This window comes from Sphingobium sp. KCTC 72723, assembly GCF_014280435.1.
In the GTDB taxonomy this organism is placed as follows: domain Bacteria; phylum Pseudomonadota; class Alphaproteobacteria; order Sphingomonadales; family Sphingomonadaceae; genus Sphingobium.
The window spans coordinates 3,870,580-3,885,712 of the sequence record NZ_CP060388.1 but is presented as its reverse complement, the minus strand read 5'-3'; the positions used below and the strand labels follow the sequence as shown (position 1 = coordinate 3,885,712).

The 15,133-nt window shown below is 64.5% G+C and carries 16 protein-coding genes; 9 read left to right on the top strand and 7 right to left on the bottom strand.

Annotated features, from left to right (window positions below; all coding sequences use genetic code 11):
- The 7 genes from SPBM01_RS18745 to rhmD form a co-directional block, all read right to left on the bottom strand.
- Nucleotides 1-819, bottom strand: coding sequence for an alpha/beta hydrolase (locus SPBM01_RS18745; protein WP_188063006.1), 819 nt, complete (start codon nucleotides 817-819; stop codon nucleotides 1-3).
- Nucleotides 806-1,846: a glycoside hydrolase family 43 protein gene (locus tag SPBM01_RS18740; protein WP_262504259.1), complete on the bottom strand. Its 1,041-nt coding sequence runs from the start codon at nucleotides 1,844-1,846 to the stop codon at nucleotides 806-808. The genes SPBM01_RS18745 and SPBM01_RS18740 overlap by 14 nt, the downstream gene beginning before the upstream one ends.
- Nucleotides 1,843-2,904, bottom strand: a complete 1,062-nt coding sequence (rhaT, locus tag SPBM01_RS18735; protein ID WP_188063005.1) for an L-rhamnose/proton symporter RhaT — start codon at nucleotides 2,902-2,904, stop codon at nucleotides 1,843-1,845. Before rhaT ends, SPBM01_RS18740 begins: the two co-directional genes overlap by 4 nt.
- The gene (locus tag SPBM01_RS18730; protein WP_188063004.1) at nucleotides 2,901-3,803 is read right to left on the bottom strand and encodes an amidohydrolase family protein; all 903 of its coding nucleotides are present in this window, start codon (nucleotides 3,801-3,803) and stop codon (nucleotides 2,901-2,903) included. Before SPBM01_RS18730 ends, rhaT begins: the two co-directional genes overlap by 4 nt.
- Before the next feature lie 68 nt (nucleotides 3,804-3,871).
- The gene (locus SPBM01_RS18725) at nucleotides 3,872-4,621 is read right to left on the bottom strand and encodes an SDR family NAD(P)-dependent oxidoreductase (RefSeq protein WP_188063003.1); all 750 of its coding nucleotides are present in this window, start codon (nucleotides 4,619-4,621) and stop codon (nucleotides 3,872-3,874) included.
- A complete protein-coding gene (locus SPBM01_RS18720; RefSeq protein ID WP_188063002.1) occupies nucleotides 4,618-5,475 on the bottom strand; it encodes a fumarylacetoacetate hydrolase family protein in 858 nt (285 codons plus the stop codon). Before SPBM01_RS18720 ends, SPBM01_RS18725 begins: the two co-directional genes overlap by 4 nt.
- A gap of 22 nt (nucleotides 5,476-5,497) precedes the next feature.
- Nucleotides 5,498-6,721: an L-rhamnonate dehydratase gene (gene rhmD, locus SPBM01_RS18715; protein ID WP_188063001.1), complete on the bottom strand. Its 1,224-nt coding sequence runs from the start codon at nucleotides 6,719-6,721 to the stop codon at nucleotides 5,498-5,500.
- 174 nt (nucleotides 6,722-6,895) lie between these two features.
- On the opposite strand from rhmD, the gene SPBM01_RS18710 reads away from it, so the two are divergent.
- From SPBM01_RS18710 to kduD, 9 genes are all read left to right on the top strand, one after another.
- A complete protein-coding gene (locus SPBM01_RS18710; protein WP_188063000.1) occupies nucleotides 6,896-7,735 on the top strand; it encodes an IclR family transcriptional regulator in 840 nt (279 codons plus the stop codon).
- A 138-nt stretch (nucleotides 7,736-7,873) separates the two neighbouring features.
- On the top strand, nucleotides 7,874-8,638 hold the full coding sequence (locus tag SPBM01_RS18705; RefSeq protein ID WP_188062999.1) for an SDR family NAD(P)-dependent oxidoreductase: 765 nt from the start codon (nucleotides 7,874-7,876) through the stop codon (nucleotides 8,636-8,638).
- 121 nt (nucleotides 8,639-8,759) lie between these two features.
- A complete protein-coding gene (locus SPBM01_RS18700; RefSeq protein ID WP_188062998.1) occupies nucleotides 8,760-9,557 on the top strand; it encodes a rhamnogalacturonan acetylesterase in 798 nt (265 codons plus the stop codon).
- On the top strand, nucleotides 9,554-10,534 hold the full coding sequence (locus SPBM01_RS18695; RefSeq protein WP_188062997.1) for an alpha/beta hydrolase: 981 nt from the start codon (nucleotides 9,554-9,556) through the stop codon (nucleotides 10,532-10,534). The genes SPBM01_RS18700 and SPBM01_RS18695 overlap by 4 nt, the downstream gene beginning before the upstream one ends.
- On the top strand, nucleotides 10,531-11,286 hold the full coding sequence (locus tag SPBM01_RS18690; protein ID WP_188062996.1) for a (Fe-S)-binding protein: 756 nt from the start codon (nucleotides 10,531-10,533) through the stop codon (nucleotides 11,284-11,286). Before SPBM01_RS18695 ends, SPBM01_RS18690 begins: the two co-directional genes overlap by 4 nt.
- Nucleotides 11,283-12,677 (top strand): lactate utilization protein B, encoded by a 1,395-nt coding sequence (locus SPBM01_RS18685; protein WP_188062995.1) that lies wholly within the window; start codon nucleotides 11,283-11,285, stop codon nucleotides 12,675-12,677. The genes SPBM01_RS18690 and SPBM01_RS18685 overlap by 4 nt, the downstream gene beginning before the upstream one ends.
- On the top strand, nucleotides 12,674-13,300 hold the full coding sequence (locus SPBM01_RS18680; protein ID WP_262504258.1) for a lactate utilization protein C: 627 nt from the start codon (nucleotides 12,674-12,676) through the stop codon (nucleotides 13,298-13,300). Before SPBM01_RS18685 ends, SPBM01_RS18680 begins: the two co-directional genes overlap by 4 nt.
- Nucleotides 13,301-13,398: 98 nt before the next feature.
- Nucleotides 13,399-14,238: a 5-dehydro-4-deoxy-D-glucuronate isomerase gene (gene kduI, locus SPBM01_RS18675; protein ID WP_188062530.1), complete on the top strand. Its 840-nt coding sequence runs from the start codon at nucleotides 13,399-13,401 to the stop codon at nucleotides 14,236-14,238.
- Between the two features lie 84 nt (nucleotides 14,239-14,322).
- Nucleotides 14,323-15,078, top strand: a complete 756-nt coding sequence (kduD, locus tag SPBM01_RS18670) for a 2-dehydro-3-deoxy-D-gluconate 5-dehydrogenase KduD (RefSeq protein WP_188062994.1) — start codon at nucleotides 14,323-14,325, stop codon at nucleotides 15,076-15,078.
- Nucleotides 15,079-15,133: the final 55 nt, after the last annotated feature.

Below are 15,133 nucleotides of genomic sequence, written 5' to 3'. Positions count from 1 at the left end.
TTAGAGAAAACCGACCTGCCGCAACCAGCCTTCGCATAAGGTCGGCCAGACCGACACCGGCAGGCCCGGCGTATCCAGCGCAAAGCCATGCGGCGCATCGGCGAACACATGCAGTTCGACCGATCCGCCGGCCGCCCTCAACGCCAGGGCCAGCCGATCCGCATTGTCCACTGGCACCACCGGGTCATTGCCCGCATAGACGATGAAGGCGGGCGGCGGCGCAGGCAGCAACTGCGCATCGGGCTGCAATGCGTCATAAAGCGCCTGTTTTTCCACCGGCGGCAGCGGCGGCTTGTCGGCGATGATCGTGCGCCCCCACGCATTGGTGGAAATGGGCGCATAGCCGACCACCAGCACATCGGGTCGCTGCGGCGCGGCCTGCCCCCATGCGGGGGGATATTCCGCCGCCAGACAGGCGGCCAGATGCCCACCCGACGACAGGCCGACCACACCCAGCCCTTTGTCGGCCAACCCGCTCGCCCGCGCCAGCGCCATCGCCGCCAGCGCATCGTTCAGCGGCGCGGACGGGCCATTGTCCGCATCGGGAAAGCGGTGGATCAGCACGAACGCATAATAGCCCAGCGCATTGAGCCACCGCGCCACCTGCACCCCTTCGCGCCCCGCCATCAGCGCGACATAGCCGCCCCCGCCCAGCACCAGCATCGCCCGGCCATTGGGCCGTTGCGGCGCAAAGCCCAGCAGCACCGGCTGCGCCACGGCGGTAACGACTGCCTGGTCGGGCGCTGCCGCATCGTCAGCCAGCGTGAATGCGCCCGCCGCCGCGCCATGCAGCGGCCACATCCTGTCAGCACCCAGCATCCTGCACTCCCATCGGGCAGCCATGAGTAGGATAGGCTTCCCCGTCCAGTTCCACCGCTTCGCGCATCACCTCCACCCGGTCGCCCGCGTCTCGCATCTCGTAAAATTTCGCCAGCGCTCGCTTGAACGGCCGATGCACGACCATCATCAACCGCCCGTCAAATGCGCGAAACATCATGCCATGCCCGCTGTCCCGCTCGACCAGCGGACCCAGTTGCTCCCATGGTCCCGCTAACGTGCCGGACTTTGATCGCGCCTGCGCCTGGACATAGCCATCCTTGCCATAGCTGGACCATAGCATCAGCAGCGTGCCGCTTTTCGTGCGGAACAGTTCGGGGCCATCAGTGACATGGACGGTATCGCCTTCGGGCTGTTTCTGCCCCACCACCCAGTTCGCCTCATCGGCGCGGAACAGCAGGCGCGGCGGCCCGGCGGACGACAGATCATCCTTCAGCGGTATGGCCTCGATTGTGCCGGTGCCGGTCTGCATCCACTCATGGGCATAGACCAGCCACGGCTTGCCCGCCGCATCGACATGTAACGTCCCATCCAGCGTCATGTCATTGGCTGGCGCGATCGGTGCGCCGCCACGCACCAGCCTGTAGGGGCCATCAAGCCGGTCCGACACCGCCAGCAATGTGGTGCGTCGATAGGTCGGGCGCTTGCCATTCCTCGCAATCGCCGCGCCTTCATTGTGGAACGTCGCCAGCAAGTGCCAGCGCCCCTTCCACCGATGCACTTCGGGTGCCCATGCGCCATCCTTGGCCCAAATGCCGTCGGGCAAGGTAAAGACGACGCGCGGCTTGCCCCAATGGGCCAGGTCACGGCTGGCATAGGCCATGATGCCCAGCCTTTTGTCGCCCGTCACTACCGGATCGTTACGGCTGAACAGCCAATATGTCTGGTTGTCGCTATCGGCGACGACCCAGGGATCATGAATGCGCAGATGCGAGGTCAGCAGCGGTGCCTCTGCCACGACCGGCACGGCAAACGCCAGCGCCAGCGCGGTCAATATGCGCAGGATCATGCGAGCTTGTTGCCATAGCCGATGATCAGCGTAGCGAAGATGAGCAGCGCCACCCCGCTCCACACCATCCGCCGCACGGCAGGCGCGGCATCCTTCCACTCCCTGAACGCAAAGCCCCAGCAGGTGCCGAAGATGATGATGGAGGCCATATGCAGCGTCCAGCTGGAAAAGCCGAAACGGCCCATCTGGCTTTCGCCCATCGTGTAGAAGAAGAACTGGAAATACCAGGCCGTCCCCGCCACCGCGCACAGCAGGAAATTGGGCAGCAGCGCCGGGCGCTTGCCGTCGCTATCGACCGCACCGACCCATTGCCCCGCCGACCTGTTCTTGACGATCAACCAGCCGCACCACAGCGTATTGGTGACAAGGCCGCCGAACATGACGAGGCACAGGGTGGGCAGCCCGGTCCACAGAGGCCCGGTGCCAGCGGCGGCGGACAGCGCCTTGACCGGCTCGCCCGCCGCCAGCCCGAAGGCGAAGCAGGACGACATGATGCCGGAAAAGATGGCGACGGCGATGCCCTTTTTGAAATCAAATTCCGCGACCGCTGCCGCCTTCTGCTCCGCCGACAGCGCCGCATCCTTGCGCGCGCCCGCCATCGCAACGACGACGATGCCCAGCACCGTGACCGCCAGCCCCAGCAGCACGATCTGCCCGTGCAGCGTCCCGGCAATCTCCGTCATGAAACTGCCATCGACGATCGGCGGGATCAGCGTGCCGAACACGGTACACAGGCCGAGCACCACCGCCATGCCCAGCGACAGCCCCAGATAGCGCATCGTCAACCCATAGGTCAGCCCGCCAAAACCCCACAGGAAACCGAAAAACACGCACCAGCCCACGACGCTGCCCGGCACCTGACGCATCACGCCCATCAGGTCATGGGTCTGCACCGACGCAAAGAACCAAGGCGCGATGACCCAGGAAAATATCCCCCCGGTCAGCCAGAAAATCTCCCAGTTCCACCGTTTCACCCCGCGATAGGGGACGTAGAAACTGGCCGACGCCAGCCCCCCCAGCCAGTGAAACAACACGCCGAGCAGTGGATTGCCGATCATAGATCAATTCCCAGACGATAGAGGCGATTGGCGTTGCCCGCAAAGAGCGCGCGGCGGTCCGTTTCCGGCAGGTCCGCGACGATGGCGTGATAGGCTTCCATATAGCGGTCGATTGGCCCAAACAGCTTGTCGGTCGGCGTGTCGCTGGCGAACATGCAGCGTTCGACGCCGAACAGGTCGATCGTCTCGCGAATGAAGGAGGCGATATTCTCGCGGCTCCAGTCGCGCCGGATAAAGCCCATGCCCGACAGCTTGACTGCGACATGCGGCAGCGCGGCGAGCGCAGCCATGCCCCGCCGCCAATCGTCGATCCCCTGCGGGTCGGTCAGCACCGGCATACCGATATGGTTGATGATGACCGGAATGTCGGGATGCCGTTCGATCAACGGCACCAGCCCCGGCATCTGCCCCGGATAGCATTGCAGGTCGAAGGACAATTTATGTTTCGCCAGCAAGCCATAGCCCGCCTGCCATTGCGGATCGACGGTCAGGTCGGCGGGCGTATAGCTGCGTCTGGGATCGCCATGCCAGTTGACGATATGGCGGATGCCCTTGACGCGGGGGTGCGCGGCCTGCGCGGCCAGCAGCGCATCGACATCCGGGTCGTTCAGCGCGGCAAAGGCGACCATGGCCGTGGGCAGCCCCTCGATCGCGGCCAGCCCGTCGAGCCATTGGGTTTCCCGCAACGCGCTTTCCGCCGCCGCACCCGCATCGACATGCACTGCGCCGACGACATTCCACCGGGTCAGGTCCGCGCGATAATCGGCCACGCCATAGTTGCGCGCAATGGCCTCGACGCTACCGTTCGGCCCATCCTCGGCAAAGGGCGGGCTGAGCCAGTCGTAGCGAATATGCGCCAGATCCCACAAATGGATATGCGCATCGACAAAGGGAATCATGCCCGTCCTCTCCCATGGGAAAGCGGCGCTCCGGCTCTTGGATGGCCAGTTGCGCCGCGCAACTTTGCTTAAAAGGTCGTGCGCCCACCCGACGTGTCGAATGTCGACGCGGTGGTGAAGCTGCACTCCTCGCTCGCCATGAAGCACACCATCGCGGCGGATTCGCTGACTTCGCCCAGACGGCCCATGGGGATTTTGGATCGCATATAATCGACCTGGCTCTGGGGCAGTTGCGCCAGAATCGGGCTTTCGAAGGTCGCGGGAGTCAGCGCATTGGCAATCACGCCCTTGCCCGCCAGCTCCTTGCCCAGGCTCTTGGTCAGGCCGATCACGCCCGCCTTGCTCGCGGAATAGGCCGACGCATTGGGGTTGCCCTCCTTGCCAGCGACCGAAGCGAGATTGACGATCCGCCCATAGCCATTTTCCAGCATGTACGGCACCACTGCCCGGTTGCAGTAGAACAGGCCGTTCAGGTTGATGTCGATGACCCGCTGCCAGCTATCGAGCGGATAGTCCCATACGCTCGCGGTCGCGCCGGTGATCCCGGCCGAACAGACGAGAATGTCGATCTTGCCCAGCGCGTCGGCGCTGGCCTTGGCCGCTTCTTCCACCGCCGCCTGATCGGACACGTCCAGCGCGGCTACGGCGCTCGCGCCAACCTCATCCCCGGCGGCCGCCAGCGCTTGCGGGTTCACGTCCCACAGCACCACCTTGCCGCCTTCCGCGACGATCCGCGCGGCCACCATTTTGCCCAGCCCCGACGCGCCACCCGTAACAATGGCGCAGCGCCCGTCATAGCGTCCTGCAAAAATGCTCATCCCAGCACCTCGTCGCCCAGATGCCGCCATTCCACGACATTCTGCGTCTGCACGCCCAGCTTGGCGATGCCCAGTTCCATGACGTCACCGGCCTTGAGGTAAATGGCGGTCGGCTTCTTGCCTTCGCCCACGCCCGGCGGGGTGCCGGTGATCATCAGGTCACCCGGATACAGCGTGATATATTCGCTGACATAGGAAATCAGCTGCGCGACGTTGAAGATCATGGTCTTCGTATTGCCGGTCTGCATCCGGTCGCCGTTCAGGTCCAGATACATGTCCAGATCCTGGGGTTCGCCCACTTCGTCGGGCGTCACCAGCCAGGGACCAGTCGGGCAGAATGTGTCATGCCCCTTGCCCTTGCTCCACTGCGTGCCGCGCTGCTTCTGGTTGAAGCGTTCGGACACGTCGTTGACCAAAGTATAGCCCGCAACCTTCGACAGCGCGTCCTCTTCCGACACGAAGCGGCAGGTTTCACCGATGATGACGCCCAGTTCGACTTCCCAGTCGCCATGAGTCGCCCCCTTGGGCAGCATCACTTCATCATTCGGCCCGTTGAACGACGACAGCGCCTTCATGAACATCATCGGTTCGGACGGGATCGGCAGGTTGGATTCGATCGCATGGTCCTCATAATTCAAACCAATGGCGACGATCTTACCCACGCCCTTCAATGGCACGCCATAGCGCGGCGTCCCCTCCACGATCGGCAGCGAAGCGACATCGGCCGCCTTGGCAGCGGCCAGCGTCTCGACGGTCAGGTCGGCGACCACGCCCGACAGGTCGCGGATGTTGCCATCGGCATCGACGATACCGGGCTTTTCCTGGCCACGCGGACCAAAACGGCAAAATTTCATGGGATCAGTCTCTCTCTGGCAATCAATGACTATAAGGGCGGTGCATCGCGATATCGCGGTTCAGTTCGACGCCGAAGCCGGGCGCATCCAGCGCACTGGCCTTCAACCGGCCATTTTCCGGCACCGGCTCGCCGATCAGTTGCGGATGGAACATCGGCACCACCTCGGTCGGCCCCGGATGCATCATCAGGAATTCGGCGAAGGGCGAATTGTGGCGCGTGATGACGAAATGATAGGAATAGACTGATGAACCATGCGGCACGACCATCTTGCCATGGGCGTCCGCCAGCGCGCTGATCTTGAGCAATTCGGTCACGCCGCCGCACCAGCCGACATCGGGCTGGATGATGTCGCAGCAATCCATTTCCAGCAACATGCGGAAACCCCATCGGGTCGCCTCATGCTCGCCGGTCGTCACCAGCATCCCCTTGGGGACGTTGCGCTTCAACTGCTGGTAACCCCAATAATCGTCGGGGCTGATCGCTTCCTCGATCCACTTCAACCCATGTTCGTGCGCCGCGATGGCCAGCCGCGTGGCATAATCCACGTCCAGCGCCATCCAGCAATCCCACATCAGCCAGAAATCGGGACCGCATTTTTCGCGCATGTCCGCCAGTTCGGCGATATTCTTTTTCAGCCCCTCGATCCCCTCGGCCGGGCCATGGTGCAGCGGCATCTTGCCACCGATGAAGCCGAACTCCTTGGCCACATCGGGCCGCGCGCCAGTGGCGTAGAATTGCAATTCGTCGCGCACCGCCCCGCCCAGCAGATGATGGACCGGCTCCTGCCGCAACTTGCCCAGCAAGTCCCACAGCGCCAGGTCGACCCCGGAAATCGCATTCACGACCAGTCCCTTGCGCCCATAATATTGGGTCGAAAAATACATCTGGTCCCAGATTTTCTCATAATCGGTGGGGCTACGGCCTTCCAGAAAGCGCGCCAGATGCTTTTCCACGATGAACGCCGCCGGTTCGCCGCCGGTCGTCACCGCAAAGCCGATCGTGCCGTCCTCCGCCTCGATCTCCACCACCAAAGTTCCCAGCACATTGATGCCGAAGCTCTGGCGCGACTGGCGATATTCGGGATAGCGCGACATGGGCGTGGCGATGTGGTCGTCGATCCAGTGGCCTTCGCCCTGGTCATGATAGTCCGCCCCGCCACCGCGCACGGTGAAGGCCCGGACATGCTTGATTTTCGGCAATTTTTTAATCGGGGTCACGATCGGCACACACCACTCCCTGAACATCGCCGCCGTCCAATATGTGGGAACAGGCGACAAAAACTTTCAACATATGATCAAACCGCCGATACAGCCTGGGTATCGGGCCGGGCATCCGGGGAGGGGACATGATCGAAAGAATCATGCTCATCCTCGCCTTCACCCTTGTTTTTCTCATTTTGTGGGATAGAGTATTAGTAGATGAGACAAAATACGTCAAATCCAGAATCGGGCGAAACGAAAATCGTTGAGGTTGAGGAAAAAACGAAAGCTGCTGGCTCGCAGACCCTGCATCGCGGGCTGGACCTGCTCGATCAGGTGATCGACGGGCCGATCAAGCTTGCCGACCTGTCGGAACGTATGGGAATCACCCGATCGACCACTCACCGCCTCGCCAACGCCATGGTGGAGCGCGGCTTCCTGACATTCCTGCCGCGCGAAGGCTATCAACTGGGGCCAAAGCTGCTGCAACTGGGCTTTCTGGCACAAGCCCAGGCGGACGTGGTGCAGATCGCCCGCCCGCATCTGGAGGCGCTCGCCGCCGCCAGCGAGGATACGGTCCATCTGGGCCGGCTCGACGGCGATCAGGCGCTCTATCTCGACAAGATCCCCGGCCGCCGCCGCGTCGACATTTCCAGCCGCATCGGTGATCGCCATCCCCTGACCTCCACTGGCCTTGGCAAGGCGCTGCTGCTGGACGACGGCGAAGCGGTCTGGACTCGCCTTTTCGATGCTGAACGCGCCGATGGCACCCATGATGCCGATCCGGCCCTCTGGTTCGAGCGGATGCGCGCCTATGTCGGCAATGGCCGCGCCTTCGATCTGGAGGAGAATGAGGACCAGATACGCTGCGTCGCCGCCCCGGTGCGCGATGCGTCGGGCACAATCGTCGCCGCCATCAGCCTGTCGAGCGCCGCCCAATATATGGACGACGCGCGGATGCAGGCGCTCAGCACCGACGTCCGCGCCGCCGCCCACGCCATCAGCGCCGACCTGGGCTGGACCCCCGGCGTCAAACCCCGCCGTGCAGGGCGACGGTAAGTGAGATGATCGAGCCTTGGATCGTCATTGCGAGCGCAGCGAAGCAATCCACCGGAGCGACAATGGATTGCTTCGCTGCGCTCGCAATGACGAACGGTGTGAACTGTTAAACCCTTTGAACACAGGAACCCCCACCCCATGAAACTGCTTGAAGGCAAAACCGTCCTCGTCACTGGCGCATCGACTGGCATCGGCCGCGCCGCCGCCATCGGTGCCGCGCAGCATGGCGCCAATGTCGCGATCAACTACGCCAATAGCGACGGTCCCGCCGCCAGCTGCGTCGCGGAGATCGAGGCGCTGGGCCAGCGCGCCATCGCGATAAAGGGCGACGTCGCCGACCCGCAAACCGCGCAGGACTTCGTGGCCCACGCCGTGGACGCCTTTGGCAAGGTCGACGTGATGGTCAGCAATGCGGGCATCTGCCCCTTCCACGCCTTTCTCGACATGCCGGTCGATGTGGTGGAACGCACCTTCAAGGTGAACCTGCACGGCGCTTACTTCATGGTGCAGGCCGCCGCGCAGCAGATGGTGAAACAGGGCCATGGCGGCTCCATCGTCGCCGTCTCCTCCATCTCCGCGCTGGTCGGCGGCGAATATCAGACGCATTACACCCCCACCAAAGCAGGCGTTCATTCGCTGATGCAGTCCACCGCCATCGCGCTGGGCAAGCACAACATCCGCTGCAACAGCGTCCTGCCCGGCACCATCCTCACGGAAATCAACAAGGATGATCTGGCCGACGTCGAAAAGCGCGAATATATGGAAAAGCGCGTGCCGCTGGGCCGCCTCGGCGCACCCGAAGATCTGGCCGGGCCGATCGTCTTTCTGGCGTCGGACATGGCCGCCTATGTCACTGGCGCGGCGCTGCTGGTGGACGGCGGCATGTATGTGAATTTGCAGTGATGCCCCGACCTACCCCCGTCATCCCCGCGAAGGCGGGGATCCATCTCCCGCCATCTCACCAGCCGCAAGGCCGGGAGATGGATTTCCGCCTGCGCGGAAATGACGACCAAGAGGTAGGCAAATGAAGCGCGCCATCTTGCCATTCGCCGCCCTCCTCCTCACCACCCCGGCACACGCCACGCGCCCCGGCGACACCATCCTGATCGCCAGCGATTCCACCGCTGCCGATTATGCCCCGGCCCGCTATCCGCAAACCGGCTGGGGGACGATGCTGCGCTGCGCCGTGGCCCCCGACGTGCGCATCCTCAACCACGCCATGGGGGGCCGCTCCACCCGCAGCTTTCTGGCCGAAGGGCGCTGGGACCGGCTGCGCGCCGACATTATGCCGGGCGACACGGTGCTGATCCAGTTCGGCCATAACGATCAGGCGCGCGCTAAACCCGAACGCTGGGCGCCCGCGCAGACCGACTATCGCGACAATCTGCTGCGTTTCATCCGCGACGTGCGGATCGCCGGCGGCATCCCCGTCCTCGTCACCCCGGTTGCGCGGCGCAACTTCGGGCCAAACGGCCACGCCATCGCCGATTATCCCGCATGGTCTGCCGTCATGCGCGACCTTGCGACCATCACCGCCACGCCGCTGATCGACCTGGAATCGCGCTCGCGCGCCTGGCTCGACCGCGCCGGGCCGCAAGCGTCAAAATCGCTCTATCTCCATTACAGCGCGCAGGACGCTATCGCCGCCTTCCCCAAAGGCATCAGCGACGACACCCATTTCAGCGAGCTGGGCGCGCGGCAAATGGCCGATCTGGTCGCCGCTGGCCTGAAATCCCTCGCCCTTCCCATCGCCGCCAAAATAGCCGACCCTCGCCCGGCCCTGACCCGCACCAGCCCGCTTGGAAGGACGGATTGCCAATGACGCTCCCCATCGACCGCCGCACGCTTATCGCCGGAACCCTCGCGTCCGCAACGCTCGCGGCCCCTGCGCTGGCGCAAAGCTTCCCCCTGCCGCAGGGGTTCGAGCGTTTCCCGATCTGGCCCGGCAAAGCGCCGGGCGGCGAACATGTTACGGTGCAGGAAGTCGAATCCCTCCGCCGCCCCGAAAGCACCCCGGACGATGGCGTATTCGCCCATGTCGTCACACCCACGCTCACGCTGCTGCGGCCCAAAGATGTCGGCGCGAAACCCAATGGCGCGGCGATCCTGCTCATCCCCGGCGGCGGCTACACCCGCGTCGCCATCGGCCATGAAGGCTATAATATCGCCCGCCGTTTCGCGCAGGCGGGCTACACCTGCTACTCCCTGCTCTACCGGCTGCCCGCCGATGGCTGGACCGCCGGGGCGGAAGCGCCGCTACAGGATGCCCAGCGCGCCCTGCGCATCGTCCGCGCGCTCGCCCCGCGTGAGAAATATGACGCAAACCGCATCGGCGTGATGGGCTTTTCCGCCGGTGGCCACCTCGCCGCCTGGCTCACCAGCCGCCCCCCTGCGCCAGCCTATACGCCCATCGACGCCACCGACCGGGAACCGATCAAAGCCGCGATCGCCGCCTATATCTACCCCGTCATCCAGATGGAGGGTGCCTTCGTCCACACCGGCTCGCGCACCCAGTTGCTCGGCCCCAACCCGACGCCGGAACGGATGCGTGGCCTCTCGCTCGATCAGAATGTCAGCGCGGAAACGCCCCCGGTGTTTCTCGCCCACGCGCTGGATGACAAGGCGGTGCCGCCCGAAAACAGTCTCGCCATGCTCGCCGCCCTGCGCGCCAAGGGCATAGCGGCCGAATGCCACCTGTTCGAAAATGGCGGCCACGGCTTCGGCCTCGTCGCCCCGCCCGCTGCGCCCGTGCCATGGCCCGACCTTTTCCTGAATTTCGCAAAGCGCCACGGCCTATGACCCAGAACGTCGCCCTGTTCGTCACCTGCCTGGTCGATGTCATGCGCCCGCGCATCGGCTTCGCCACCATCCGCGCCCTCGAAGCGGCAGGCTGCACCGTCGTCGTGCCACAGGGGCAGACCTGCTGCGGCCAGCCCGCCCTCAACAGCGGCGACCGCGACCATGCAATTGCCCTCGCAAAGCAGACCATCACTGCACTCGAACCTTATGAAGCGATAGTCGTCCCCTCCGGCTCCTGCGCCGGGACGATCCGCTGCCACTATCCCGAACTGTTCGAGCATGACCCGGACTGGCTGCCCCGCGCGCAGGCGGTCGCCGAAAAGACGTTCGAGGTCATGGCCTATCTGGATGAAGTCTGCGGCTGGAAACCCGAAGGCGTAAGCCTGCCCGCCACCGCCACCTATCATGACAGTTGCTCCGGCCTGCGCGAACTGGGCATCAAGGCGCAGCCCCGCCGCCTGCTCAAGGCCATTGACGGCCTGTCGATGGCACCGCTGGCGGGCGCGGAAACCTGTTGTGGCTTTGGTGGCACCTTCTGCGTCAAATATCCCGCCATTTCCAACGCCATCGTGGGAGAAAAAGCCGCCGCGATTCAATCCACCGGCGCGGACCTGCTGCTGGCGGGCGACCTCGGTTGCCTGATGAACATGGCGGGCAAACTCCACCGCGACGGCTCCAAAATCCGCGCCTTCCACGCGATCGAACTGATCGCGGGCATGGGTGACGGCCCGGCGATCGGCGAGGAAGCATGAGCGGCTTTACAGAACGCGCCGACGCCGCGCTCGCCGATCCGATCCTGAAAATCGCGGTCGAACGCACCGCCGGGACTTCGGAGGCCAAGCGCGCCATCGCCATCGACGCCTTCCCTGATTTCGAAGCCGCCCGCACCCGCGCCGCCGCGATCAAGGATCATGTGATCGCCCATCTCGGCCCCTATCTTGAACAATTCGAAGCCAGCGCCATCGCGGCGGGCGCGCAGGTCCATTGGGCGCAGACCGCCGACGAAGCCTGCGCCATCGTCATCGCCCTCTGCAAGGCGGCAGGCGCAAAGAGCGTCGCCCGCTCCAAATCCATGCTGGGGGAGGAAATCGGCCTGCCCCACGCGCTGGAGGAAGCCGGGATCGTCCGGGTCGAAACCGACTTGGCCGAACATATCATCCAACTGGCCGACGAGCGCCCCTCGCACATCATCTGGCCCGCCATGCACAAGACCCGCGAGCAGGTGTCCGCCCTGTTCCGCGCAAAACATGCCAACCCCCACAAAGAAGAAACCATCGCCGCCATGGCCCAGAGCGCCCGGCGCGAACTGCGGGCCAAGATGCTGGGCGCGGATGTCGGCATATCGGGCGCGAACTTCCTGATCGCGGACACAGGCGCAGTCTGCACCGTCACTAATGAGGGCAATGCCGAACTCTCGCTCGTCCCCCCGCGCGTGCATATCGTGACGGCGGGGATCGAAAAGATCGTGCCGTCCATGCCCCACGCCATTCACATGCTGCGGATGCTGGCCCGCTCCGCCACCGGCGCGGCGCTCACCCAATATACCACTTTCTACACCGGCCCCAAACGCCCCGGCGACCGCGACGGGCCGGAGGAAATGCACATCGTTCTGGTCGACAATGGCCGCACCAAAATGCGCGATGAAGGGCTGGCCGAAATGCTGCGCTGCATCCGTTGCGGCGCGTGCATGAACCATTGCGTCGTGTTCCGCCAGATCGGCGGCCATGCCTATGGCGGCACCTATCCGGGGCCAATGGGCGCGGTCCTCACCCCCGCGCTCGACGGCCTCGCCGCGACCCGCGACCTTGCCCATGCCTGCACCCTCAACGGCAAATGTCAGGAGGTCTGCCCGGTCAAAATCCCCCTCCCCACCCTGCTCAAGGGCTGGCGCGAGAAAAGCTGGCGCGAAGGGCTGGAGCCGACCTCGATGCGCTGGGGGTTGGGCCTCTGGGCCTTCGCTGCCACGCGCCCGGCGCTTTATCGGCTCGGCACGGCTATCGCCATCCGGGCGATCCGGCTGATCGGCCGCACCGGCTGGATCGCCAGCCTGCCTTTCGCAGGCGGATGGACGAAACATCGCGATCTGCCAAAACCCGCCGCGCGCAGCTTCATGGCCCAATATCAGCAGGAGCAGCGCAAATGAGCGCCCATGCATTGGATAGCAGGGGGGCGATCCTCGCCCGCCTCAAAAGCCCCGCGCCTTCTCTTAACCAAGCCACCGCCCTGCTCGGCACGCCCGAACGCCCTGCGGTGAACCCCGCCAACCTCGAATCCGAATTTCTCGCCCGCCTCGCCTTGCCCAGCGTCAACGCCAGCCATGACCGCATCGCCAGCATCGCCGATCTGCCCGCTGCCATTGCCCGCTACCTGACCGACCAGAACGAACCGCTGGCGCTATGCTGCCCGCCCGACCCGCGCCTGACGGCCTGCGACTGGTCCGCCTTCACCCTGCACGCCAACGCCGCGCCCGACGAAGCCGCCACGCTGGCCATCGCACGCAAAGGCATCGCCGAAACCGGATCGCTGATCTTCGAAACCAGCCCCATTGCGCCGATGCTGCCCAATTTCCTGACCCTCCACCACATCGTCCTGCTGCCGTCCCGCGACATCGCCGCCCATCTGGAGGACGCACCCCTGCCCGGCCCGCAACCGCGCGCCCATTACTGGATCACCGGCGTGTCCGGCACTACCGATATCGAAGGCACCTATGTCCGGGGCGCGCACGGTCCCCGCTTCCTTCACGTCATATTGCTTGCAGATATATAACCGCATGTCGGACCATCATTCCACATTCAGGGAATAAACTATTCCTTTCACGCCATCGGCCGCTATAAGGGGCGCAAACGCCCCACTGGAGACGTCCGATGTTCGACAAGACCTATTACGCGACACACCCCGACATGATGGAATGTGTGAGCAATGATGAGTTGCGCGATCGCTATCTGATCGGCGGGCTGTTCCGCGATGGCGAGTGCGTGCTGAACTACACCCATGCCGAACGCTTCGTCATCGGCGGCGTCGCGGTCGTGGACGCGCCCGTTGCGCTGCCTGCCCAGAGCGAACCGGCCTCCGCTGCGGGCCACCCCTTCCTCGAACGGCGCGAACTGGCGATCGTCAATGTGTCCGGCGTCACTGGCACCGTCACCGTCGATGGCGAAGCCTTCACGCTGGGCAACAAGGATTGCCTCTACGTCACCATGGGCGCCAAGGACGTGGTCTTTTCCGGCGCAGGCGCGCGCTTCTATCTCGCCTCCTGCCCCGCGCACAAGGCGTTCACCACCCGCCTCATCTCGCTGGCCGACGCGACCACGCTGGAACGCGGCTCCCTCGAAGAATCCAACGAACGCACCATTTTCCAGCTGGTCATCCCCGGCATCTGCGACAGCGCGCAACTGGTCATGGGCCTCACCGTCCTGAAACCCGGCAGCGTCTGGAACACCATGCCGCCGCATATTCACGAGCGGCGCAGCGAGATCTATTTCTACTTCGAGCTGGACGGTCCCGCCGACCGCGTCTTCCACTATATGGGCGAAGGCGACGCGATGCGTCACATCGTCATGGCCAATGAGGAAGCCGTAATCTCGCCCCCCTGGTCGATCCATATGGGGTCCGGCACCAAAGCCTATGCCTTCATCTGGGCAATGGCGGGCGAGAATCAGGACTATACCGACATGAACGTGCTGGACATCTGCCAGCTGGCCTGACCGAGCCTTCTCCCTTCCCGTCTGCGGGAGGGGCCGGGGGTGGGCTTGCGACGCCAGCCCCCCGCACGACAGCGGAGCCAAGACATGACCAACCCCTTCGACCTTTCCGGCAAAGTCGCCATCGTCACCGGCGCGAACACTGGCATCGGGCAAGCCATCGCGCTCTCGCTGGCACAGGCAGGCGCGGACATCGCCGCCGTGGGCCGGACGCCCGCGACCGAAACGGTGGAGAAAGTCCGCGCATTGGGCCGCCGGGCGCAGATCATATCCGCTGACCTCTCCACCATCGAACCCGTCCAGCGCGTCGTCGATGAAACGCTGGAGACGCTGGGCGGCCTCGACATCCTCGTCAACAATGCCGGGATCATCCGCCGCGCCGACAGCGTGGACTTCACGGAAGAAGACTGGGACGCGGTGATCGACACCAATCTCAAAGTGCTGTTCTTCCTCTGCCAGGCGGCGGGTCGCCACATGATCGCGCAAGGCAGCGGCAAGATCGTCAACATCGCCTCGCTCCTGTCCTTCCAAGGCGGCATCCGCGTCCCCAGCTACACCGCGTCGAAAAGCGGCGTCGCGGGCCTGACCAAGCTGCTGGCCAACGAATGGTCGGCCAGGGGCATCAACGTCAACGCGATCGCGCCCGGCTATATCGCCACCAACAACACCGCCGCACTGCAAGCCGACGAGACCCGCAACCGCCAGATTCAGGAACGCATCCCCGCTGGCCGCTGGGGCGACCCGTCCGACATCGGCGGCGCGGCGGTGTTCCTCGCCTCCAGCGCCGCCAGCTACATCCACGGCCACACCCTCGCCGTCGATGGCGGATGGCTCGCGCGGTAAAACACCGACCGACCGAACGGAGAGGGCGCAAAGCCCCCCGTCCACACAACAGGAG